This window comes from Martinezella lusitana (assembly GCF_016901135.1).
In the GTDB taxonomy this organism is placed as follows: domain Bacteria; phylum Pseudomonadota; class Alphaproteobacteria; order Rhizobiales; family Rhizobiaceae; genus Rhizobium; species Rhizobium lusitanum_D.
Genome location: NZ_JAFEVL010000003.1, coordinates 304,210 through 326,396 on the forward strand (window position 1 = coordinate 304,210; position 22,187 = coordinate 326,396).

19 protein-coding genes are annotated in these 22,187 nt (G+C 62.3%); 18 read left to right on the forward strand and 1 reads right to left on the reverse strand.

All coding sequences use genetic code 11. From position 1 onward, the window contains the following. Nucleotides 1-9: 9 nt before the first annotated feature. The 6 genes from JTP94_RS02125 (at nucleotide 10) to JTP94_RS02150 (ending at nucleotide 7,248) form a co-directional block, all read left to right on the forward strand. Nucleotides 10-951 carry a UPF0280 family protein gene (locus JTP94_RS02125; RefSeq protein WP_204848904.1) on the forward strand — a complete coding sequence of 314 codons (942 nt, stop codon included), beginning with the start codon at nucleotides 10-12 and terminating at the stop codon, nucleotides 949-951. Further along, nucleotides 944-1,528 (forward strand): amino acid synthesis family protein, encoded by a 585-nt coding sequence (locus tag JTP94_RS02130; RefSeq protein WP_034505967.1) that lies wholly within the window; start codon nucleotides 944-946, stop codon nucleotides 1,526-1,528. Before JTP94_RS02125 ends, JTP94_RS02130 begins: the two co-directional genes overlap by 8 nt. Next, complete coding sequence (locus JTP94_RS02135) at nucleotides 1,525-2,109, forward strand: amino acid synthesis family protein (protein WP_204848905.1); 585 nt, start codon at nucleotides 1,525-1,527, stop codon at nucleotides 2,107-2,109. Before JTP94_RS02130 ends, JTP94_RS02135 begins: the two co-directional genes overlap by 4 nt. Before the next feature lie 73 nt (nucleotides 2,110-2,182). Beyond that, complete coding sequence (locus tag JTP94_RS02140) at nucleotides 2,183-4,282, forward strand: hydantoinase/oxoprolinase family protein (protein ID WP_204848906.1); 2,100 nt, start codon at nucleotides 2,183-2,185, stop codon at nucleotides 4,280-4,282. Beyond that, nucleotides 4,279-6,024 (forward strand): hydantoinase B/oxoprolinase family protein, encoded by a 1,746-nt coding sequence (locus tag JTP94_RS02145; RefSeq protein ID WP_204848907.1) that lies wholly within the window; start codon nucleotides 4,279-4,281, stop codon nucleotides 6,022-6,024. The genes JTP94_RS02140 and JTP94_RS02145 overlap by 4 nt, the downstream gene beginning before the upstream one ends. Nucleotides 6,025-6,066: 42 nt before the next feature. Next, on the forward strand, nucleotides 6,067-7,248 hold the full coding sequence (locus JTP94_RS02150; protein ID WP_204848908.1) for an acyl-CoA dehydrogenase: 1,182 nt from the start codon (nucleotides 6,067-6,069) through the stop codon (nucleotides 7,246-7,248). Between the two features lie 69 nt (nucleotides 7,249-7,317). On the opposite strand, the gene JTP94_RS02155 is transcribed toward JTP94_RS02150, so the two are convergent. Next, on the reverse strand, nucleotides 7,318-7,803 hold the full coding sequence (locus JTP94_RS02155) for a MarR family winged helix-turn-helix transcriptional regulator (protein ID WP_204848909.1): 486 nt from the start codon (nucleotides 7,801-7,803) through the stop codon (nucleotides 7,318-7,320). A 253-nt stretch (nucleotides 7,804-8,056) separates the two neighbouring features. Here JTP94_RS02155 and JTP94_RS02160 point away from each other — a divergent pair, with 253 nt between their 5' ends. The 12 genes from JTP94_RS02160 to JTP94_RS02215 all read left to right on the forward strand — a co-directional run bounded on the left by JTP94_RS02160 (nucleotide 8,057) and on the right by JTP94_RS02215 (nucleotide 22,097). After that, a complete protein-coding gene (locus tag JTP94_RS02160) occupies nucleotides 8,057-9,244 on the forward strand; it encodes an ABC transporter substrate-binding protein (RefSeq protein WP_204848910.1) in 1,188 nt (395 codons plus the stop codon). A gap of 139 nt (nucleotides 9,245-9,383) precedes the next feature. After that, nucleotides 9,384-11,279 (forward strand): ABC transporter permease, encoded by a 1,896-nt coding sequence (locus JTP94_RS02165; RefSeq protein ID WP_246754617.1) that lies wholly within the window; start codon nucleotides 9,384-9,386, stop codon nucleotides 11,277-11,279. Continuing rightward, a complete protein-coding gene (locus JTP94_RS02170) occupies nucleotides 11,276-12,058 on the forward strand; it encodes an ABC transporter ATP-binding protein (protein ID WP_204848912.1) in 783 nt (260 codons plus the stop codon). The genes JTP94_RS02165 and JTP94_RS02170 overlap by 4 nt, the downstream gene beginning before the upstream one ends. Continuing rightward, a complete protein-coding gene (locus tag JTP94_RS02175) occupies nucleotides 12,055-12,759 on the forward strand; it encodes an ABC transporter ATP-binding protein (RefSeq protein WP_409456579.1) in 705 nt (234 codons plus the stop codon). The genes JTP94_RS02170 and JTP94_RS02175 overlap by 4 nt, the downstream gene beginning before the upstream one ends. Nucleotides 12,760-13,153: 394 nt before the next feature. After that, nucleotides 13,154-14,254 (forward strand): LLM class flavin-dependent oxidoreductase, encoded by a 1,101-nt coding sequence (locus JTP94_RS02180; RefSeq protein WP_204848914.1) that lies wholly within the window; start codon nucleotides 13,154-13,156, stop codon nucleotides 14,252-14,254. A gap of 144 nt (nucleotides 14,255-14,398) precedes the next feature. Then, nucleotides 14,399-15,586 (forward strand): acyl-CoA dehydrogenase family protein, encoded by a 1,188-nt coding sequence (locus tag JTP94_RS02185; RefSeq protein WP_204848915.1) that lies wholly within the window; start codon nucleotides 14,399-14,401, stop codon nucleotides 15,584-15,586. A gap of 27 nt (nucleotides 15,587-15,613) precedes the next feature. After that, nucleotides 15,614-17,284, forward strand: a complete 1,671-nt coding sequence (locus tag JTP94_RS02190; RefSeq protein ID WP_204848916.1) for an ABC transporter substrate-binding protein — start codon at nucleotides 15,614-15,616, stop codon at nucleotides 17,282-17,284. 18 nt (nucleotides 17,285-17,302) lie between these two features. Continuing rightward, on the forward strand, nucleotides 17,303-18,253 hold the full coding sequence (locus JTP94_RS02195) for an ABC transporter permease (RefSeq protein ID WP_204848917.1): 951 nt from the start codon (nucleotides 17,303-17,305) through the stop codon (nucleotides 18,251-18,253). A 14-nt stretch (nucleotides 18,254-18,267) separates the two neighbouring features. Next, the gene (locus JTP94_RS02200; protein WP_204848918.1) at nucleotides 18,268-19,185 is read left to right on the forward strand and encodes an ABC transporter permease; all 918 of its coding nucleotides are present in this window, start codon (nucleotides 18,268-18,270) and stop codon (nucleotides 19,183-19,185) included. After that, nucleotides 19,182-20,825 (forward strand): ABC transporter ATP-binding protein, encoded by a 1,644-nt coding sequence (locus JTP94_RS02205; protein WP_204848919.1) that lies wholly within the window; start codon nucleotides 19,182-19,184, stop codon nucleotides 20,823-20,825. Before JTP94_RS02200 ends, JTP94_RS02205 begins: the two co-directional genes overlap by 4 nt. 88 nt (nucleotides 20,826-20,913) lie before the next feature. Further along, nucleotides 20,914-21,498 (forward strand): TetR/AcrR family transcriptional regulator, encoded by a 585-nt coding sequence (locus tag JTP94_RS02210; protein ID WP_204848920.1) that lies wholly within the window; start codon nucleotides 20,914-20,916, stop codon nucleotides 21,496-21,498. After that, nucleotides 21,495-22,097, forward strand: coding sequence for a 2-hydroxychromene-2-carboxylate isomerase (locus JTP94_RS02215; protein WP_204848921.1), 603 nt, complete (start codon nucleotides 21,495-21,497; stop codon nucleotides 22,095-22,097). Before JTP94_RS02210 ends, JTP94_RS02215 begins: the two co-directional genes overlap by 4 nt. Nucleotides 22,098-22,187: the final 90 nt, after the last annotated feature.

Genomic DNA, 22,187 nt, shown 5'->3' on the forward strand with positions numbered 1-22,187 from the left:
AGCGATAGCATGTCGCGGCCTATTGCCCGATATCTCGATGGCGATCCGAACGGCCGGCTGCATCTGCAGCACGGACCGATCGATCTCATCATTGGCGTCAATGACGGCGCCGCTACAGGCATGGGCGAAGCCGAACGGCGCGTCCGCGCCTTCACTGCCGCCATTGCCCGTTTCCAGACCGTCCTTGACGAATTGGTGAGCGAACTGCCCCTGCTCCGCGCTCCCGCCAAAATTGACAGCCCAATGCCCGAGGGCTCGGTCGCCCAACACATGGTCACCGCGGTCCGGCCGTTTGCTGTTGACCATTTCATCACACCGATGGCGGCAGTTGCCGGTGCCGTCGCCGATGAAATCCTGGCGGCGATGTTGGCCGCGTTCGACAAGGACGACCGCCCTGCCCGCGCCTATGTGAACAATGGCGGCGACATTGCCATCCATCTTGAAGGCGATGCGGAGTTTCATGTCCGTATGGCGCGCGAAGACGGAATTTCGCTCGGCGATTTCGCTCTCCATGCTTCCAGCCCCACACGCGGCATCGCCACCAGTGGACGCGGCGGACGCAGCCTGTCGATGGGCATTGCCGATTCGGTGACCGTATTGGCAGCGAATGCGGCGGCAGCCGACGCGGCGGTCACGCTCATTGCCAATGCCGTCGATCTCCCCGGCCATGCCGCCATCAGCCGGGCGCGCGCCATCGACGTCGTCGACGACAGCGATCTCGGCGAGCGCCTGGTCGTCACCGGCTGCGGCCCCCTGACCGATGCAGAAATCGACATGGCACTTTCCTGTGGCCTTGCCAGAGCGGAGCGCTTCATCGCACTCGGCCTCATCGATCGCGCCGGCCTCTTTCTCAGGAACCAGGGCCTGCTCGCCATGCCGGCCGCAGCCCGGCCATTTACAGCCTCGCCTCTTTCAATCGATCAATCCATGGAGCGGTTTTCCAATGCCTGACGTCAAGATCCGCAAGTTCCTCACCATCGTGGAGGAGATTTATCACGAAGGCGGCAAGCCCGTCGCAAAGCCGCTGAAGCGGGGGGCGATCGTCGCGGTCATCGAGAACCCATTCGCGGGCAGCTATCATGAGGAAATCACCGGTTTCATGAAGGATCTGGAGCCGCTCGGCCTCGATATGGCAAACCGGCTGGTCGCCGCACTCGGCGGAAATGCCGCTGACGTCGAAGGATATGGCAAGGGCATCATCGTCGGTCAGGCCGGCGAACTGGAGCATGGCGCGCTCTGGCACGCGCCGGGCGGCTACGCCATGCGCGAAGTGCTGGGTGGCGCCAAGGCGATCGTACCTTCCTCGAAGAAGGTCGGCGGCCCCGGCACGCGGCTTGACGTGCCGGTTACCCATATCAACGCCTCCTATGTGCGAAGCCATTTCGACTCGATAGAAGTCGGCGTGCCGGACGGTCCGCGCGCCAATGAGATGGCGGTCGTGCTTGTCATGACCACCGGTCCGCGCGTCCATGCCCGCAGCGGCGGCCTCAAGGCCGAGGACATCAAGGGTGAGGACGGCCTGCGTTGAGCGCCGACATCCGCAAGATCACCGTCTTCGTCGAGGAGACGCTGACCGAAATGGGTCAAACCATCTCGCCGCCGACGCGCAAGGCTGCCGCCGTGGCCGTCATCGCCAATCCCTTCGCCGGCCGCTATGTCGAGGATTTGACGCCGCTGATCGAGATCGGCGCGGAACTCGGCGGCCTGCTTGGCCGCAAATGCGTCGAGGCGCTCGGGATTTCGCCGGCGCAGGTCGAAAGCTATGGCAAGGCGGCGCTGGTCGGCGAGGATGGCGAGCTGGAACATGCGGCCGCCCTGCTGCATCCATCGCTTGGCAAACCGCTGCGTGAGGCCGTGGAAAAAGGCGCCGCGCTGGTGCCCTCCTCAAAAAAGCGCGGCGGCCCCGGCCGGCCCCTCGATATTCCGCTCGGGCACAAGGATGCCGCCTATGTGCGATCGCATTTCGACGGGATGGAGGTGAGCCTCGCCGACGCGCCGCGTCCGGCGGAAATCATGGTGGCCGTCGCCCTTACGGATAGCGGCCGGCCGCTTGCCCGCGTCGGGGGGCTGAAGGCGTCGGATGTCGAAGGCAAGGATGGCCTACGCTAGGGGCATGCTCCAAGATCGTGGCGCTTGACAGCGGTTCGATCTGGTCCATAAATTCATTTGTATACAAACAATAATGGGAACAGTCGTGACTCAGTCTTCTCCGAATGAACCATCGGGCCTGACACCTGAACAATCGCAGGTCGCGGGTATCGATGTCGGCGGCACGTTCACCGATCTCGTGCTCTTCGACACGGTCTCCGGCAAGGTCCGTCTCGCCAAGACGCCGACCACGCTCGACAATCAGGCTTTCGGCGTTCTCAACGCACTGGATGCGGCGGAGGCCGATGTCGCGGCGCTCGACCTGATCGTGCATGGCACCACCACCACCACGAATGCCGTTCTGGAGCGCAACCTCTGCCGAACAGGTCTCATCACCACACACGGCTTTCGCGACGTGCTGGAGCTCGGCCGGCGCACTCGCCCGAACCCCTATGGCATGAAGGGCGAGTTTCGTCCGATCATCCCGCGCGACCTCAGGCTCGAAGTTCCCGAGCGCATGGATGCCGCCGGCAACGTGCTGATCCCCCTCGACGAGGAGGCACTCCGCATTGCCCTGAAAGCCCTGATGGACACGGATTGCGAGTCGCTGGTCATTCACTTCCTGCATGCCTATGCCAACCCGGCGCATGAGTTGCGCGCCGGCGAGATCGCCGCCGAGATCTGGCCGAACGGCAATATCACGCTCGGCCATGCGCTTCTGTCCGAAAGCCGCGAGTTCGAGCGCGGCGTCACGGCGGCCGTCAATGCATCCGTGCAGCCGCTGCTCGCACGCTATATCGAGCGCCTCGCCGACCAGCTCGCCGCCAAGGGCTACAAGCACGACGTTCTCGTCATGAACGGCAATGGCGGCATGGTGTCTGCGCGCCACGTCGCCAAGGAGGCCGCAAAGACCGTCATGTCCGGCCCCGCCTCCGGCGTCATGGCAGCGGCCTATACCGGCCGGCGCGCCGGCATCCCCAATCTCATCACCTATGATATGGGCGGCACGTCAACCGACGTCGCCCTCATCCGCAACGCCGAACCGGCGGTCTCCAACGAGATCGAGATCGAATATGCCATGCCGATCCATGTGCCGATGGTCGATGTGCGCACCGTCGGCGCCGGCGGCGGTTCGATCGCCAAGATCACCGCCGCGGGCCTGCTCCAGGTCGGCCCGGAAAGCGCCGGCGCCATGCCGGGGCCGATCTGCTATGGCCGCGGCGGCACCACGCCGACCATCTCCGACGCCAACCTGCTGCTCGGCCGCCTCAACCCCTCCAGGCTCAACTCGGTTCCCGGCAGCATTTCCATCGACGACATTCGTGACCTGTTCGAGGAAAAGCTCGGCCGTCCGCTGGGGCTCGACGCCACGGCGGCCGCAGCGGCCGTCATCCGCATCGCCAATGCCCGCATGGCGGACGCCGTGCGCATGGTCTCGGTCAGCCTCGGCGAGGATCCACGCGATTTCGCGCTGTTCTCCTTCGGCGGAGCAGGCCCGCTGCACGCGACCGCGATCGCGCGGGAGCTCGGCATTCCAAGGGTGCTGACGCCGTCCCGTCCGGGGATCACCAACGCGCTCGGCTGCGTCGTTGCCGATCTCCGGCACGATTTCGTCAATACGGTCAACCGCCCGCTCGATGTCGCCGATATGGACGCGGTGCACGCGCTCTTCGAAAGGCAGTCGGCGGAAGGGCGTCGTCTGATCGGCAAGGAAGCGGTCGCCATTCGCGAGATCCGCGAGATTTACTCCGTCGATATGCAATTCATCGGCCAGACGCATCTGCTGCGCGTGCCGCTGCCGAGCGCAATGCCGACCAGGGCCGAATTGCAAGCCCGATTCGAGGAAGCCTACTTCAACCGCTTCCATGTCGAGCTTCCGGAAATCCGCGCCAGCCTCGTCAACGTCAACACCTCGGTCATCGGCCGGCGCACCGAGATCGATCTGTCCATGTTGATCGATGCGGCCGGACGCAAGGCAACGCTTAGCGAAGCGCAGACCGGCATGCGGCCGGTCTGGTTCGACGGCTGGCGGGAGACGCCGATCTACTGGCGCGATCACCTGCCGATCAAGGCGACTATATCGGGGCCGGCGATCATCGAGCAGATGGACACGACCATTATTCTCGAGCCCGGCGACGTCGCCACTCAGGACGACGACGGCAATATCATCATCACGATCGGAGCCGGCCAATGAGCATCGACCCCATCACGCTGAGCGTCATCCAATCCGGCCTGCAGCAGGTCTGCGACGAAATGGACCTGACCTTTTCCCGCGCCGCCTTCTCGCCCGTCATCGCCGAGGCCAATGACCGTTCCGACGGCATCTATTCGGCCGAGGACGGCTCGCTGATCGCCCAGGGCGCCGGCGGTCTGCCGGTCTTTGTCGGCACCATGCAATATTCGACGCGCACGCTGATCGAGATGATCGCCTCCGGCAAGGCAGCGGCGCCGAAACCGGGCGACATCTATATCGTCAACGACCCTTATCTCGGCGGCACGCATCTGATGGACGTGCGTTTTGCGATGCCCGTTTATCGCAATGGCGAGATCTTCTGCTGGCTATCGAACACCGGTCACTGGCCGGATACAGGCGGCGCGGTCCCCGGCGGCTTTTCGGCGTCGGCCACCTCCGTCGAACAGGAGGGCCTGCGCCTGCCGCCGGTCCGGCTTTTCAAGGAAGGCAAGCTCGACACCGAGATCTATGCGATCATCTGCTCGAACATCCGTGTCTCCGAACAACGCATCGGTGACGTAAAGGCCCAGGCGGCAGCCCTTCTTGTGGGGCAGGAACGGCTGGTGCGCATTCTCGAACGCTACGGCGACGATACGGTCGCCCAAGCGATTAGCGAGTTGCGACGCCGCGCGGCCGAGCAGATGCGCGCCAATATCCGGCTGATCCCGGAAGGCACATATCGTTCCGTCGCCTATATCGACAGCGACGGCGTGGTCAACGAACCGCTCGAAATCCGTCTTTCAATCACGGCGACAGGCGATGAACTGTCCTTCGATTTCGAGGGGTCGTCGAAACCCTGCGCCGGGCCGATGAATTCGGTGCTGGCGACGACGCTATCCTCCGTCTACCTCGCCATGCGCCATATCTTCCCCGACGTTCCGATTAGCGCCGGCGCCTTCGAACCGTTGAAGGTGAAGACCCCTGAGGGAACCTTCCTCGATGCCCATTATCCGCGCCCGGTTTCCGGCTGCGCTGCGGAAGTCAGCCAGCGCATCGCCGAGGCGGTGTTTGCGGCGCTGGTCGAAGCGCTGCCTGATCGGGTGACGGCGTCGCCGGCCGGAAGTTCGGGCAATTTCGCGCTCGGCGGCCACGACCCGGAGCGCGGGCGCGGCTACGTCATGTACCAGATTTCCGGCGGCGGCTACGGCGGCAACAGCGATCACGACGGGCTCGCCAATGGCTGCTCGACCATCGGCATTTCCAAGGCACCGCCGGTCGAGATCATGGAGCAGCAATTCCCCGTGCTTTACCATCGCTATGCCCTTCGCGAAGGGTCCGGCGGCGCCGGCAAGCATCGCGGCGGCTTCGGTCTCGACTACGAGATCGAACTCAGGCGCGGTGCCGCGACCGCAAGCTTCGTCATGGATCACGGTCGTTTCGGACCGCAGGGCGCGCTTGGCGGCAGCGACGGGCGGACGAACAGCGTCACGGTCTGGCGCGACGGCGAAGCCATGACACCCGAGCATCTGTCGAAGGCGCAGGACATCGCGCTCAAACCCGGCGACCGCGTCCGCGTCGGCACGCCGGGCGGCGGCGGCTACGGCGATCCGCTGACACGCGATCCAAAAGCGGTGAGCGAAGATGTGCGGCTCGGTCGTTATACGACGGCGGAAGCGCTCGATCTCTTCGGCGTTGTCGTGACGGCGGATTGCCATTCGGATACGACCGCCACCGAACGAGCCCGCGCCAGCCGCAAGGCATAGACTAGCCGCGATCGAGAAAAGAAAGATCTGGGAGACAAGAGCATGAGCCGCGAGATTTTCGACTGGGCCGATCCGTTCCGGCTGGTGGAGCAGCTGAGCGATGAAGAACGCATGGTGCTGGACACCGCCCATTCCTATGCGCAGGAGAAGCTCAGCCCCCGCGTGCTCGAAGCCTTCCGCCATGAAAAGACCGATCCGACGATCTTCCGCGAGATGGGCGAGCTCGGCCTGCTCGGGCCGACGATTGCGCCGGAGTATGGCGGCGCCGGCCTCGGCTATGTCGCCTATGGCCTGATCGCCCGCGAGGTGGAACGGGTCGACAGCGGCTATCGCTCGATGATGAGCGTACAGTCCTCGCTCGTCATGGTGCCGATCGATGCTTTCGGCTCGGAAGCACAGAAGCAGAAATATCTGCCGAAGCTCGCCACTGGCGAATGGATCGGCTGCTTCGGCCTCACCGAACCGAACCACGGCTCCGATCCCGGCTCGATGGTGACGCGGGCAAAGAAGGTCGATGGCGGCTATAGCCTCACCGGCGCCAAGACCTGGATTTCGAACGCACCGATCGCCGATGTCTTCGTCGTCTGGGCCAAGACCGAGGACGGCGTCATCCGTGGCTTCATCCTCGAAAAGGGCTGGAAGGGACTGTCGGCACCGGCCATCCACGGCAAGGTGGGCTTACGCGCCTCGATCACGGGCGAAGTCGTCATGGACAATGTCTTCGTGCCGGAAGAAAACCTGCTGCCCAATGTTTCCGGCCTCAAAGGCCCGTTCACCTGCCTCAATTCGGCGCGCTTCGGCATTGCCTGGGGTGCGCTCGGTGCTGCCGAGGATTGCTATGCCAAGGCGCGGCAATATGTGCTCGACCGCAAGCAGTTCGACCGGCCGCTTGCCGCCAACCAACTGATCCAGAAGAAGCTCGCCGACATGGTGACCGAGATCACGCTCGGCCTGCAGGGCTGCCTGCGTCTCGGCCGCATGAAGGAAGACGGCCATCCGCCTGTGGAGCTGACGTCGATCCTCAAGCGCAACAGCTGCGGCAAGGCGCTCGACATCGCCCGCGCCGCCCGCGACATGCTCGGCGGCAACGGCATCTCCGACGAGTTCGGCATTGCCCGCCATCTCGTCAACCTCGAAGTGGTCAACACCTATGAGGGAACCCACGACATCCACGCCCTCATCCTCGGCCGCGCCATCACCGGCATCGCCGCTTTTTCGAATTGAGGCCGGCTTTGCGATCACGATTGGCCTGAAAAAAGGAGATGCTATCGAGCGATGGCATCTCCTACCGGTCTATTTCTCCGGCGCGTTCGATGATTTGTCATCATGATAGTTCAGGATGCGGCGCAGCAGATAAAGCAGGGCCACTCTTTCGGCGGGATTGAGGTCAGCCATCGTCAACTCACTGATGAGGCGGGCGGCCGGTATCATTTCCTCCAGCAGCTGCTCCGCGGCCGGCGTCAGGGACATGATGATCTTGCGTCCGTCCTGCTCATCCCCGGAAGTCGTGATTAGACCTCGTGCGGACAGTCGTTCGATGATGCCCCTGATCGTGCCTTGATCGACGGCCGTGGCCTTCACGAGTTCGGTCTGGGAACTGGGCCCGTGATCGCGCAGCGCACAGAGGGTGACGAACTGCACGGAGGTCAGATTGGGATCGGAGGCGTTTTCCTGGAAGATGGAGAGATGACGTTGATACACCCTGCGCAGCAAGTGGCCCACTTGTTGCGTGACATCATAGTCGTCCGTATCCGGCCTATCGTGCTTCACATCAGCCATCCGCTGCCAAGATTAGTGTGTACACGCGAATTTCCACGTTCTTGGAACGATTGGCAAGCTGGAAATGCGGGATTTTTGCGCATTTTTGCCTAAAAAATACACACAGAAAGATCTTGCATTTATAGTGAACACACCAGATCATACCTTCAGGCGACAAGCTATGGATCGCGATTGCACGCGCTCGAAATTCGATGCCGCCGATGACGTGCCGTAATAACAAGAATCAAAACAGATCAATCCAGAGAGGACGGAAATGAGAGGACTTTTTGCGATTATGGGTACGGCCCTTTGTCTGGCGGCCGGGACACAAGCGATGGCCGGCGAGATCAAGGTCGGCGAGATCAACAGCTATTCTGCCCTTCCCGCGTTTACCGACCCTTACAAGAAGGGCTGGCAGCTGGCGCTTGACGAGATCAATGCGGCGGGCGGCATCAACGGCGACAAGCTCGTGATCATTTCCAAGGATGACGGCGGCAAGCCCGGCGACGCACTGACAGCCGCCAACGAGCTGGTCGCAAAGGAAGGGGTCGTCATGATCTCCGGTTCCTTCTTTTCGAATGTCGGCATGGCGGTTGCTGATTTCGCCAAGCAGAAGAAGGTCTTTTACCTGGCCGGAGAGCCGTTGACCGACGCGATGATCTGGTCGAAGGGGAATGACTATACTTTCCGGCTGCGCCCGCCGAACTACGTGCAGGCCGCCATGCTGGCGCAGGAAGCCGCCAAGCTGCCGGCGAAGCGCTGGGCGACCATCGCACCGAACTATGAATACGGACAAAGCGCCGTGGCTGTGTTCAAGGAACTGCTCCAGAAGGCCCGGCCAGACGTTGAGTTCGTCGCCGAGCAATGGCCGCCGCAAGGCAAGATCGATGCCGGTTCCGTGGCGCAGGCCATCGAGGCCGCCAAGCCGGATGCGATCCTCAACGTCGAGTTCGGCGCCGATCTGGTGAAGCTGGTGCGCGAAGGCACGACCCGCGATCTCTTCAAGGGCCGCTCGGTCGTTTCCTTCCTGACCGGCGAGCCGGAATATCTCGATCCGCTGAAGACCGATACGCCGGAAGGGTGGATCGTGACGGGCTATCCCTGGTATTCCGTCGACACACCCGCGCACAAGGCCTTTCTTGACGCTTACCAGAAGCGCTACAACGACTATCCCCGCCTCGGCTCGGTGGTCGGCTATTCGCTGGTCAAGTCGATGGCCGCCATTCTGACCAAGGCGAAGTCGACCGACACGGACGCGCTGATTGCCGCCGCCAAGGGTATTTCGGTCGACACGCCGTTCGGTCCGATCACCTATCGTGCCGCGGATCACCAATCAACGCTCGGCGCCTTCATCGGCAAGACCGCTCTCAAGGACGGGAAAGGCGTGATGGTCGATTTCCAGTACCACAACGGCAGCGAATTCCTGCCGAGCGAGGCCGACGCCGCCAAGCTCCGCCCCTAGCGGAACCGTCAAAGACCGGCGGTCGCGGCTTCATGCCCTTCCGCCGGCAAAACGGACATGCATTTCGTCATAACGCATCGCGCCGGCGTTCGCTCCGTGGATCGAATGCCACCCTTGTTAAATGGGCAGGGAGCCTACGTTGGACCTTTATCTTCTGCAGTTCCTGACCGGGCTTTCCAATGCCGCCTCGCTGTTCCTGGTCGCCTCCGGACTATCGCTGATCTTCGGCGTGACCCGCATCGTCAATTTCGCCCATGGCGCCTTCTACATGCTGGGCGCCTATCTGGCCTATAGCCTGACGACCCGCTGGGAGAGCGCCTTCGGCTTCTGGGCAGCGCTGCTTGTCTCCGCCGCCATCGTCGCGGTCTGCGGTGCTCTGCTGGAAATCCTGCTGCTGCGACGCATCTACCGTGCTCCCGAACTGTTGCAGCTTCTGGCCACATTCGGCGTCACCCTCGTCGTCGAGGACGGCGTGCGACTGATCTGGGGACCGGAGGACCTCGTCGGGCCACGGGCACCCGGACTGTCCGGCGCCGTCCAGATTCTCGGCCGGCCCTTTCCAGCCTATGATCTCGTGCTCATCGCTCTCGGACCCGCCGTTCTCGGCATGCTGTGGCTGCTGCTGCACCGCTCGCGCTGGGGCATTCTGGTGCGCGCAGCCACCCAGGACCGCGACATGGTCAGCGCGCTCGGGGTGAATCAGAAATGGCTTTTCACCGGAGTCTTCGCGCTCGGCGTCTTCCTGGCTGCCTTCGGCGGCGGCCTGCAAATCCCGCGTGATGCCGTCACGCATTTCATGGATCTGTCCGTCATCACCGAGGTTTTCGTGGTGGTGGTGATCGGCGGGCTGGGCAGCATCGGCGGCGCTTTCCTGGCGGCCATCGTCGTCTCGGAGCTGAACGCCTTCGGTATCCTGGTGTTTCCGGGCATTTCCCTCGCGTTGATGTTCGTGGTTATGGCCGTCGTCCTTGTCCTGCGTCCCTGGGGCTTCTTCGGCAAGCCCCTGCCTGCCTCCCGCGCCGGCTATGCGGCAAGGACGACGTGGCGGCCACTTGGCCCGCGCAGCCGTGCTACCGCCGGCATACTCATCCTCAGCGCGATCCTGTTGCCACTGGTGCTCGGCAATTACGGCCTCGGTGTCGCGAGCGAAGTCCTGATCGCCGTGATCTTCGCCACCAGCCTTCAGTTCATGATGTCGGTGGGTGGGCTGGACTCCTTCGGTCATGCGGCGAGCCTCGGCCTCGGCGCCTATGGGGCGGCACTATCGGTCCAGTGGCTCGGTGCGCCGATGGAGCTTGCCCTCCTCATCGGACCCGTTGTTGCCGCTGCCATATCCCTCGTCTCGGGTTGGTTCTGCGTCCGGCTGTCCAACATCTATTTTGCCATGCTCACCTTGGCCTTCGCGCAGATCTTCTGGTCGATCGCCTACCAGTGGGTCGACGTGACAGGTGGCGACAACGGCATCGTCGGCGTCTGGCCGTCCGACTGGGCAAGCGGGCCCAAGGCCTTCTATTGGCTGACGCTCGCGGCGGTCGTCCTATCGGTCGGCTGCATCCGGTATCTGACCTTCGCGCCGTTCGGTCATGCCCTGAGGGCACTTCGGGATTCACCGCAGCGCGCGGCGGCAACCGGCATTCCGCGCCGCACCGTCCAGCATACCGCATTCGTCGTGTCGGCCTTCTTTGCTGGGCTTGCCGGCTCGCTTCTGGCCTTTCAGAAGGGAAGCGTCTTTCCTGAGGTGCTCGGTATTCCGATGTCGATCGACGGGCTCGTCATGGTCCTGCTCGGCGGTTTCGGTACGGTATCGGGAGGCATCGTCGGCGCAATCGTCTACAAGACCGCCTCGATCTGGCTGATGAGCAACACCGATCTCTCCCGCATGATCCTCGGCGGCCTCATCATTCTCCTGGTCGTCGCATTTCCCGAGGGGATCGTCGGAACGCTGGGCCGAATATTGGGGACTCGCAAGCAACGGCTTCAGATCCTGCCGCAAACCCTTTCGCAACCGGCTGCCAAAATGGGGGATGCGCCATGACCCCACCGCTTCTGTCGGTATCGCATCTGAGCAAGAGTTATCAGGGCGTCAAAGCGGTCACCGACGTCTCCTTTTCGCTTACCCGTGGTGAGCTGATGGCGCTTATCGGCCCGAATGGCGCCGGGAAAAGCACCTGCTTCAATATGCTGAACGGGCAGATCAGGCCCGATGCCGGATCGGTGATCCTCGACGGCGTCAAGACATCGGGCCTCTCGCCTGCCAGGATCTTCCGCCTCGGCGTCGGCCGTACATTCCAGATCGCGGAAGTCTACCTGTCCATGACCGTTCGCGAGAATGTACAGGTGGCGATCCTGTCCCATGCCGGACATCTTTCCGGTTGGACCGGCTTCTTCGGGCGCCTGGACCGCAAATTTCGCCGCAAGGCCGAAGAGCTGATCGGCCTGATCGGTCTTGGCGACCAGGCCGATCGCGCCTGTCGCGAGCTTCCCTATGGCGACGTCAAGCGCCTCGAGCTTGCCATCGCGCTGGCCGGCGATCCGAAGCTGCTGCTGATGGACGAACCGGCCGCCGGAATGGCCCCGCGGGAGCGCATCGAGCTGATGAAACTGACCGCCCGGATTGTCGAGGAAAGACAGATCGGCGTTCTCTTCACCGAGCATGACATGGATATCGTCTTCGAACATGCGTCGCGGATTCTCGTGCTCAATCGCGGCACGATCATCGCGGAAGGAGCCCCCGAGGCGATCCGGGCCAATCCCGACGTCCAGGCCGTCTATCTCGGCTCCGGCCTGCTTTACGCCAACAGATCGGAGGGCTGATGCTGGAAATATCCCGTCTCAATAGCTGGTATGGACCCGCTCATATCCTGTTCGACGTGGAATTGCAGGTCGCCGAGGGCGAGGTGATCGCCCTGCTTGGCCGCAACGGCGCCGGCAAATCGACGACCTTCAAATCGATCATGAGCCTGCTCATGTCGAAACAGGGGGAGGTCCGGTTTCGAGGAGAGGATATTTCCAGGCTTCCTCCGTTCGACATCGCCCGCCGGGGGCTCGGCTATGTGCCGGAAGACCGGCGCATCTTCACCGCCCTCACGGTGGAGGAAAATCTCGAAGTCGGACGGCAGGCGGGCCGAGACCAGCGCGCGGTGTGGACGCCCGAGCGCATCTACGAGATCTTCCCGAACCTCGGCAACATGCGCAGGAGGCCGGCCGGCAACATGAGCGGCGGCGAGCAGCAGATGCTGACGATCGGCCGCACCCTCATGGGCAATCCCCATCTGATCCTGCTTGACGAACCATCCGAAGGGCTGGCGCCCAAGATCGTCGAGCAGATGGCGGATGCGATCCTCACGATGAAGCGCGAGGGGCTATCCATCCTTTTGTCGGAACAGAACCTGCATTTCGCCCGGCTGATATCCGATCGCGCCTATATTCTGGAAAAAGGCGCAATCCGATATTCCGGCACCATTGCCGAACTCGAAAGCCGCGAGGATATCCGGCAGGCCTATCTCGCAATGTAATGGGCGAATGCGGGTCGAAAGAGAGGATCGATGATCCGCACTTTGTCATACAAGGTGGGCAGCACGGCTGAGATTGTAGGCGAAAACCAAATTAAATTATCTAGGATTGAACGCCTTGGGGGTGCTTGCCGACGTTTCATCCTTCAAACTGGCCTAGGCGATCATGCGATCCAGGCCAGCGCCAGTTCAGATCCGGTATGGCAGCGGACCATATCGACAATGTATTTTACCAATCATCGATCTCGATTCTGGGTGTGAAAACGCCGGGCAAGCAGCAATAGAAAATAATTTCTATAAAAATAGTAGATTACAGAAAGACAGGTCTTTCTCTCTCACAGTGCGCTCCTCTAAGGTTCAGGCATGATGTGCTGGACAGCGCGAGAGAGGAAAAACAATGCCGACCGAATTCATCAGCGTTACGTTCCCGAACCCCTCGACCGAAATCGATCCATTGCCAAATCCAGCAATAGATCCCCGGTTTCTGGTGCGCTATGCGCGATCACTCGATGAGTACGGCTTCAACTATACCTTGATCCCCTACGATTCTTCATCGTTCGATCCCTTTACGATCGGCGCGACGGTCGCGGCCAACACGAAGAACTTAAAGATCATCATCGCGTTGCGCCCCAATACACTCTATCCGACGGTGGCGGCAAAGGCGCTCGCAACACTCGACCAACTGAGCGAGGGGCGTGTCGTCGTTCATTTCATCGCCGGCGGCAGCGACGAGGAACAGGCCCGCGAAGGCGACTTTCTGACAAAACAACAGCGCTATGAGCGGCTGGAAGAATATATCCACATTCTGCGCCGTTCCTGGCAATCGGCAGAACCCTTCGATTTCGACGGGAAATACTACCAGTTCAAGCAATTCCGCAACGCGGTCCGACCGATCAGCGGCACCATTCCGGTGTCGGTCGGCGGGTCGTCCGACGATGCCTACCGCATTGGTGGAGCACTCGCCGATATTTTCGGGCTGTGGGGCGAGCCGCTCGCCGAGACGCGGCAGCAGATCGATCGCATCCATGCCGAAGCCAAGCGCGCCGGACGCAGCGATCGACCGCGTATCTGGGTGACCTTCCGGCCGATCGTTGCGGAGACGGATGAACTGGCCTGGGCGAAAGCACACCGTGTGCTCGAGGCATTGAAGGAAAACCGCGCCAAGGGTCTCGGCAAAGCACCGGCCTCTGCGGCGGCGCCGCAAAATGCCGGTTCGCAGCGCCTGCTTGAGATCGCGGCGCGCGGCGACATCCACGACCGGGCGCTCTGGTATCCGACCGTGACGGCGACCAATGCCCGCGGAGCATCGACCGCGCTTGTCGGATCACCGCAAACGATCGCCGACTCGCTTCTGGACTATGTCGATCTCGGTGCCGATCTCATCTCGATCCGCGGCTACGATAACTTCAACGATGCGATCGACTATGGCCGCTACATTCTTCCGCTGGTCAGGTCGGGCCTGCGAGAGCGGGCAGAAGGTCAGCGCCAGGTCGCCTGAAGACAAAGCATACATCCGGTGAGCCCTCCGCCCCAGAGGCGGCGGGCCTAACCCTCCTCACCCCGATATTCGGACCAGACTTCAGAGCATGGTGAAGGCCGGTGCCGGCTGCCGCTCATCTTTCAATCGGAAAGGCTTTTCCAGGTGTCCCAGAGCACGATCGATTTGACTGATGTCATCCAGCAGCTGGCCGACGCTGCGCCGACGGTGGATGCCACCGGCGACTTTCCCTGGGTCGGGATTAACGCCGTCCATGAGAGCGGGCTTCTCGAAAGCACAGTCGGTAAGCGCTTCGGTGGCGCCGGCGCGTCTTTGCCCGAAGTTGGCCGGATCCTTGCCAGCCTCGGACGTGGCGATCCGTCCGTAGCGTTGATCAGCGCCATGACGATTTTCACCCATCTGAGCGAGGCCGGACGTGGCCGATGGCCCGAGGATCTTTATCGACGCCTGCTGGCGGAGGCCAAGGAGCGGCCCATTCTGCTCAATGCGGCACGCGTCGAACCCGATCTTGGCTCGCCTGCGCGCGGTGGCCTGCCCGAAACCCTGGCACGACGCACGGCGCGCGGCTGGTCGATCACCGGCCGTAAGCGCTTCGTCACCGGCGCGCTCGGGCTGACGCATTTCCTGGTCTGGGCGCGCACGGACGAAAAGCCGCAACGCGTCGGCACCTTCGTCGTGCCGGCGACCCTGCCCGGGATCGAGGTCATCCAGACATGGAAGAGCCTCGGCATGCGCGCCAGCGGCTCACACGATGTGCATTTCACCGACGTCGAGGTGCCGCGCGAAGACGTGCTCGATCTCGTCGATGCCGGCAGCGGCGCGCAGGACAATCGCGCCCATGCCGGCATGACGCTGGCGCTAAGCGCGATCTATCTTGGTGCCGCCGAGGCAGCACAAGATGCCTTCGTCCGCTTCGCTCATGAACGCGTTCCGTCCAATCTGGGCTATCCGATCGCCCGGACCGAGCGCTTCATTTCGCTGGCCGGCGAAATCGATCTTCTCGTTGCCGGGGCCCGCCAGATCATTTTCAATGCGCTGGATTACCGGCTCGACGATCCCGAGACCCTCATTCGCGCCCGTCTTCTGGCCGGACGCCAGATCCTCAAGGCGGCGCATCTTGCCCTCGGAGCGCTCGGCAATCCCGGCCTCAGCGCCGATCTGGGCATCGAGCGGCATTTCCGCGACATCCAGTCCGTTCTCGTTCACGCGCCGCAGGAAGACACCGCAATCGCCATTCTCGGGCGCGCAGCGCTGGCACGCGGGCAACCACCATCCCAGGCGACGGCGAGCGTTCCGACACCCGTCTCCAGTTCCATTCTCAAAGCCGGCTGATCGGCAAACACGTTGAGGGTTTCCGCCATGACATCTTTTTCATCACCAGTGACGACCCGCCGCCGCCTGCTTCAGTCTGCAAGCGCGCTTGTCGCGCTGTCGGCCGTAAACCTGCCACTGTTCGGCAAGTCCGGGGCGAGTGCCGCGGAAACAACAGCCGAAGGCGGAGCCTTGCACATCGCATTCCACCGCGACAACACAGATCTTGTCAGCATCGATCCGTTCCAGGTCTATTGGCTGGAACATCGGGTCGTGCTGCGCAATCTTGCGGAATCGCTGACCGACCAGAATCCCAAGACAGGCGAAATCATCCCCTGGCTCGCCACCGGCTGGCAGATCAGCGAAGACGGGTTGAGCTACACATTTACACTGCGAAAAGATGTGACCTTCTCCAACGGCAGCCCGTTCAATGCGCAAGCCGTACGCACTGCCTTCGATTCCAACAAGGCCTTCGCGGCCAGTGTTCCCGCAACCTTCGGCCGCACCTATCTTGCCGGCTATGACCGCGCTGATGTCGTCGACGATCACACCGTGCGCATTCACCTCTCGAAGCCGAATGCCGGCTTTCTCCAGGCAACATCCACCACCAATCTTTCCATCCTTGCCCCCGAATCCTATCAGCGCACGGCGGAGGAGCGGTCGCAAGGCGCCATCATCGGCACGGGGCCGTTTGTGCTGGAGCACTACAAGCCGCAGGTCGGCATCAAGCTCGTCCGCCGCGATGACTATGCCTGGCCCTCGGCGGCGGCACGCAATCGCGGCAAGGCCCATCTCGCTGCCATCGAGATCCAATATATTCCGGAGGAAAGCGTCCGGAACGGCCAGTTCCTGCTGGGAGAGCTGGATCTGCTTTGGCCGCGCGATCCCTTTTCCGAACCGGATCTTGCGCAATTCCGCAGCGCCGACGCACAGGTTCTCAGCCGATCGCTGCCCGGCCCGGCCCTCAATCTCTATCCCAATGTCAGCGAGGGGCGCATCCTCAGCGATCCGCAGGTCAGGGCCGCCCTGCAGAAGTCGATCGATCGCAAGACCTTTGCCGAGGGGGTCTACAGCGCGGATTTCCCCGTCGTTCAAGGCCCCTATGATGTCACCACACCCTATTTCAAATCGCAATCGGCCAAACTTGCCTATGATCCCGATGGCGCCGCGCAACTGCTTGATAAGGCCGGCTGGCTGAAGCGCGATGATGGCTGGCGCTACAAGGACGGCAAGCGCCTGACGCTTATTCGGCCGCTGCAGACGGTCGAGAGCGCGGGCGACGTCCTGATCCAGGATCAATTGCGGCAGGTCGGCATCGAATTGAAGCTGGAAGTGCTGGTCGCCGGCGAATTCCAGGCCTTCGTGGCCGGTGCCCGCTACGACCTGCATTCAACCTATATGACCCGCGCCGACCCGGTCGTCCTCCAGACGATCCTCGACCCGCGCTACACCAATAATTCAGCGCTCTCGAAGAACGCCTATCCGCCGGAAACGCTGAAGAACGTGCAATCCTTCTTCGACGCCGGCTTGCAGACGACCTCCAGCGAAGAGAGAGCGAAAGCCTATGCCGGCCTTCAGGATGTGCTGATCGACGACAATGTCGCCTTTCCGATCTACGAGCGTCTTTGGCAGGCGGTCGCAGCACCAAAGGTGCGGGATTTCCAGTGGACGTCGGAGGGCTTTGCGCTCTTCAACGACATCTGGTTCGGCGAAGCCTGAGCTAGGAGCGCGGAAGCGATGAAGACCTATATCATCGGCCGCATCGCTCAGGCGCTGCTCGTTCTATGGGGCGCCTATACGGTCACCTATGCGATCCTCTACCTGCTGCCGAGCGATGCCCTGACGATCATGCTGACGGCCTCGGGGATCGACATCGATACGCTGAGCGCGGACCAGATCGCGCAGGCGCGACATCACTACGGGCTGGATCGCGGCGTCGTGGAGCAATACTTCCATCTCCTGGGCAATCTTCTGCATGGTGATCTCGGCACCTCGCTTGCGACGGGAAATTCCGTGGCCGCCTTGCTTGCCGAGCGCCTGCCGCAGACCTTGATGCTCTCCGGGCTGGCGGTGACGCTATCAATCCTGGGCGGCTTCAGCCTTGCCTATGTAGCAGGATGGTTGCGGTGGCGGCCTCTGAAAGCAGCCTTGCGGCGCCTGCCGGCACTCGGACTTTCCGTACCGGTCTTCTGGACGGGCCTCATCCTGATACAGATCTTTTCCTTTACGCTGGGCTGGCTTCCGGCCATGGGCAACAAGGGCTTTGCCTCTCTGATATTGCCCGCCGTGACGCTCGCCATTCCCAGCGCCGCCATCTATGCCCAGGTTCTCATGCGAGGCTTCGACGACGTCTGGGCCGAACCCTTCATCGCCACGGCGCAAGCCAAGGGGCTGTCACGCGGACAGATCCAGCGCCGTCATGTGCTGCGCAATGCCGCCCTTCCGATCCTGACGCTCATTGGTCTGCAAGTCGGCAACACGGTTTCCGGCGCAGTGCTGGTCGAAACGGTGTTCACGCGCATCGGCGTTGGCCGCCTCGCCCAGGAGGCGGTGCTGCGACAGGATATTCCGGTCGTGTTGGCCATCGTCACGGTTTCGGCAGCCGCCTTCGTGATCGTCAATCTCATCGTCGATCTTCTCTATCCGCTTCTCGATCCGCGTATCGCCCGTGTCGGCAAAGCCGTCTGAAGGAGTTTGAGACCATGGCCATTCAGGACTTTCCGCAATTGGTCGCAGTCGGGCCTGTGCCTCGCCACGCGCCGGAAGGCGACGACATGCCGATCCGATCCGCCCGCTGGCGCCGTTGGAGCGAGGCGCTGCGAATGCTGCGTGGCCGTCCGGGCTTTGTGCTCGCGCTCGCTTTCATCCTCTTCATTCTGCTTGCAGCAGTCGCGCCCGCTATCCTCACCGGCTTCGACCCATACGCGACCGCTCCGCTTCAAAAGTTGCGGCCGCCCAGCTTCGCCCATTGGTTCGGCACCGATGAGCTTGGTCGCGATCTCTATACCCGGGTCATCTATGGCGCAGGTCTTTCGGTGCAGGCGGCGCTGCTTGCAGTGTCGATCGCTTTCATCGGCGGCTCGAGCCTTGGACTGTTTGCGGGCTTCTTCGGCGGACGCATCGATGCGTGCATCATGCGGCTGATCGACGTACTGCTCGCGCTGCCGGGACTTCTCCTCGCGCTCGCCATCGTCACCGCCATCGGCTTCGGCACCCTGCCTGTCGCCGTCGCGGTCGGTTTCGGCATCCTGCCGGGCTTTGCCCGGACGATGCGCGCCGAAGTGATGCGCGTAAAAACGCTCGCCTATGTCGAAGCCGCCCGCTTGGGCGGCGCTGGTTGGGGTCGCATTCTCGTCAATCATATCCTGCCGAACTGCCTGGGCGCCGTCATCGTCCTTGCCACGCTGGATTTCGGGGTCGCGATCCTCGTCGCATCCGGGCTGAGCTTCCTCGGTTTCGGAGCCGCTCCACCGGCTGCCGAATGGGGCACACTGATCGCCAACGGCCGCAAGTTCCTCGTCACCGCCTCGTGGCTATCGCTTCTGCCGGGCTTGTTCGTGGCGCTGGCCGTCTTTGCGCTCAACCACATTTCCCGCACGCTTGAGGAGGTAGAGCGATGAACGCGCCATCGCAGGAACCGATCGTCGAACTCAAGGACCTCAACGTCAGCTATCGCTCGGGCAACGAGATCGTCACGGCGGTGAGAGAGGCCGATCTGACCATTGCGCGCGGTGAGATCGTCGCCATCGTCGGCGAATCCGGTTCGGGGAAATCGACGCTGGCCAACACATTGATCGGCTTGCTCGCAAACAATGCCAGGGTCGAGGCCGCATCGATCCGCATCGATGGCGAGGATGTAAGCGGTGCAGGCGAGTCCCTGTGGAGAACGTTGCGCGGCCGCGTTGTCGGCCTTATCCCGCAGGACCCGACGGTCAGCCTCAATCCGACCATGCGCATCGGCCGCCAGATCGGCGAAGCGGTGGAGCGCGCGCGCGGCCCGCAGGGCAGACGGCTTGATGCCGAGGTGGTGGAATTACTCGAGCAGGTGGGCATTGACCGGCCGCTGCTGCGCGCCCGGCAGTATCCGCACGAACTCTCCGGAGGAATGCGCCAGCGCGTTCTCATCGCCATTGCCATGGCCGGTCGGCCGAAGCTGATCATCGCCGACGAGCCGACGAGCGCGCTTGACGTCACGGTGCAAAGACGCATCCTCGATCACCTCGAGCAGCTGGTTAAGAGCCGTGGCATTTCGATGCTGATCATCACCCATGATCTCGGTGTGGCGGCAGAACGCGCCGATCGCATTCTTGTCATGCAGGCCGGTCGTATCGTCGAACAGGGTCGCCCGGCGGAGATCCTCAACCAGCCGGTCGAGCGCTATACCCGCACTCTCGTCGCCGCCGCACCGGCATTCAAGAAGGTCCCCACGGCGAAAAGCTCCATAGCCGCGCCTCCTGCCAGCGAGATCCTTCGGTTCGAAGCCGTCAGCAAGGTCTTCGATCTGCCTGGTGAAACCTCCTGGTTCGGACGGAGATCCAGGCAACCGTTCCAGGCGCTCGATCAGGTGAGCTTCAGCGTCCATGCCGGTCAGACGCTGGCGATCGTCGGGGAGTCCGGCTCCGGCAAGACGACATCGCTGCGCATTGCGCTCGGGCTTGAAAGGCCGACATCCGGACACGTCCTTTTCGAAGGACAAGACGTCACGCGGTTGAGCTGGAACGAATTCCGGCCCTTGCGCCAGCGCATCCAGCTCGTGCAGCAGAACCCTTTTGCCTCCCTCGATCCGCGCTATACGGTGTTCGAGAGCATCGTCGAGCCCCTGCAGTCCTTCGGCATACGCCAATCGACCCAGCTCCAGGCCCGCGCCCGGCAGCTTGCCGACCAGGTTCGCTTGCCGAGACTCGCGCTCAATCGACTTCCGCGTGAACTTTCCGGCGGTCAACGGCAACGTGTCGCCATTGCACGCGCTTTGGCGCTCGGACCGGAACTGCTGTTCCTCGACGAGCCCGTCTCGGCACTTGATGTCTCGATTCAGGCGCAGATTCTCGATCTGCTCGGAGAGCTTCAACGCGAATTGGGAGTGAGCTACGTGCTCGTGTCACATGACCTGTCAGTGGTGTCGGCGATCGCCCATCACATCGTGGTGCTACGAAGTGGCCAGGTCGTGGAACAGGGACCGGCAGATAAGGTCTTCGGTGCCCCTGAAGCGGCCTATACGCGCGAACTGATCGAAGCGATTCCCGGCAGACGATTGGCATGAGGCAATCCATGTGCGCTCTTCCCGATCGACGCTCAGGAGCGCGGCGTCTCTTCAATTCCGACCCAGCAAAAGCGCAGCAGCAAGCATGATGAGAACATCCATACCCGAACAGATCCTGGCCGTTGCAGGCGCGCTCTTCTACCGCGAAGGAATCCGCGCGGTCGGCATAGACAGGATCATAGAGGAAGCGAGTGTTGCCAAGGCAACGCTCTATCGCCATTTCCCGTCGAAGGATCATCTGGTGGCAGCCTATCTCAGTGAGCGGCATGAGCGGGTCATGGCCTCGCTCGACGACGTGATGACGACTGTCGAAAAGCCGCGACAACGGCTGGCATTGATATTCGAAAGGTTGTTCGAGAAGGCCGACAGTCAAGAGTTCAGGGGTTGCGCCTTCGCGCTGGCCGTCGCCGAACACGGCGACTCCGAGCGAGTGGTGGCGGTTGCGCGCCGGCACAAGCATGCGGTTCGCACGATCTTCGGCGCGATCATGGCCCAGGCGGGTGCGGGATCGGATCGGCCGGCCCTGCATCTGGCTCTTCTCTACGAAGGTGCGCTCGCGACAGTTGCCGTCGGGCGTGATCCCAATGCGGTTCTGATCGCCAGGGATTGCGCGCTGACAGTCTTCGACGGGACCGTGATGCTCCAGGAAATTCAGAATGGAAACGGAAAATGACAAAGACCATCGACTACTTCTTCGGCATCGGCTCCCCCTGGGCGTTCATCGGACTTGAACCTTTCGGCGCGCTGGCTGCACGCTTTTCAGCCGAAATCCGGCCCTGCATCATTCCGCTGGTCGAGGAGAACGGTGCCATCTCTTCGCGCAACCGGCCCGAAGCGCGGCGCGCCTATTGGTACACCGATCTGAAGCGCTGGGCCGCACTACGGGGGAAGACCCTGAATCTTAACGACAGAGCTCGGCTATCCGACCCGACGCCTGCCTCCTTTCTCGTCCTTGCCGCACAGCATGAGGGCCAAGATTGGTTCGCATTGACGAGGACCTTGCAGGAAGCCTTCTGGGTTGGGGCAGAGGATATCGGCAATGCTGAAGTCCGCAAGACGATCGCAGATGCCGCCGGCTTTGACGGGGCTGCCCTAGAAGAGAGGGCGCAGCGGAACGACATACAAAGCATCTGGAGATCGAACTATGATGTCGCCAAGGCTGCCGGCGTCTTTGGGTTTCCTACATTTCGATATGATGGCGAGCTCTATTGGGGGCAGGATAGCCTGCCATTCCTGGAGCGCCATCTGAAGGGCGAAAAGCCGGTCGCCTAATCTGATCGACCATGATGCAATTTGGATGATGGGAAGCAAGGCGAGCCGAGATGCTCGCCTTTGCATTTTGCTGACATCCATATGATCTCA

What these genes read in the sequence shown, in the direction of transcription:
- JTP94_RS02215 (WP_204848921.1), top strand. Translation starts at nt 21,495, where the DNA reads ATGACAAAGACCATCGACTACTTCTTCGGCATCGGCTCCCCCTGGGCG.
- JTP94_RS02145 (WP_204848907.1), top strand. Translation starts at nt 4,279, where the DNA reads ATGAGCATCGACCCCATCACGCTGAGCGTCATCCAATCCGGCCTGCAG.
- JTP94_RS02140 (WP_204848906.1), top strand. Translation starts at nt 2,183, where the DNA reads ATGGGAACAGTCGTGACTCAGTCTTCTCCGAATGAACCATCGGGCCTG.
- JTP94_RS02125 (WP_204848904.1), top strand. Translation starts at nt 10, where the DNA reads ATGTCGCGGCCTATTGCCCGATATCTCGATGGCGATCCGAACGGCCGG.
- JTP94_RS02205 (WP_204848919.1), top strand. Translation starts at nt 19,182, where the DNA reads ATGAACGCGCCATCGCAGGAACCGATCGTCGAACTCAAGGACCTCAAC.
- JTP94_RS02150 (WP_204848908.1), top strand. Translation starts at nt 6,067, where the DNA reads ATGAGCCGCGAGATTTTCGACTGGGCCGATCCGTTCCGGCTGGTGGAG.
- JTP94_RS02180 (WP_204848914.1), top strand. Translation starts at nt 13,154, where the DNA reads ATGCCGACCGAATTCATCAGCGTTACGTTCCCGAACCCCTCGACCGAA.
- JTP94_RS02190 (WP_204848916.1), top strand. Translation starts at nt 15,614, where the DNA reads ATGACATCTTTTTCATCACCAGTGACGACCCGCCGCCGCCTGCTTCAG.
- JTP94_RS02170 (WP_204848912.1), top strand. Translation starts at nt 11,276, where the DNA reads ATGACCCCACCGCTTCTGTCGGTATCGCATCTGAGCAAGAGTTATCAG.
- JTP94_RS02130 (WP_034505967.1), top strand. Translation starts at nt 944, where the DNA reads ATGCCTGACGTCAAGATCCGCAAGTTCCTCACCATCGTGGAGGAGATT.
- JTP94_RS02160 (WP_204848910.1), top strand. Translation starts at nt 8,057, where the DNA reads ATGAGAGGACTTTTTGCGATTATGGGTACGGCCCTTTGTCTGGCGGCC.
- JTP94_RS02200 (WP_204848918.1), top strand. Translation starts at nt 18,268, where the DNA reads ATGGCCATTCAGGACTTTCCGCAATTGGTCGCAGTCGGGCCTGTGCCT.
- JTP94_RS02210 (WP_204848920.1), top strand. Translation starts at nt 20,914, where the DNA reads ATGAGAACATCCATACCCGAACAGATCCTGGCCGTTGCAGGCGCGCTC.
- JTP94_RS02195 (WP_204848917.1), top strand. Translation starts at nt 17,303, where the DNA reads ATGAAGACCTATATCATCGGCCGCATCGCTCAGGCGCTGCTCGTTCTA.
- JTP94_RS02155 (WP_204848909.1), bottom strand. Translation starts at nt 7,803, where the DNA reads ATGGCTGATGTGAAGCACGATAGGCCGGATACGGACGACTATGATGTC.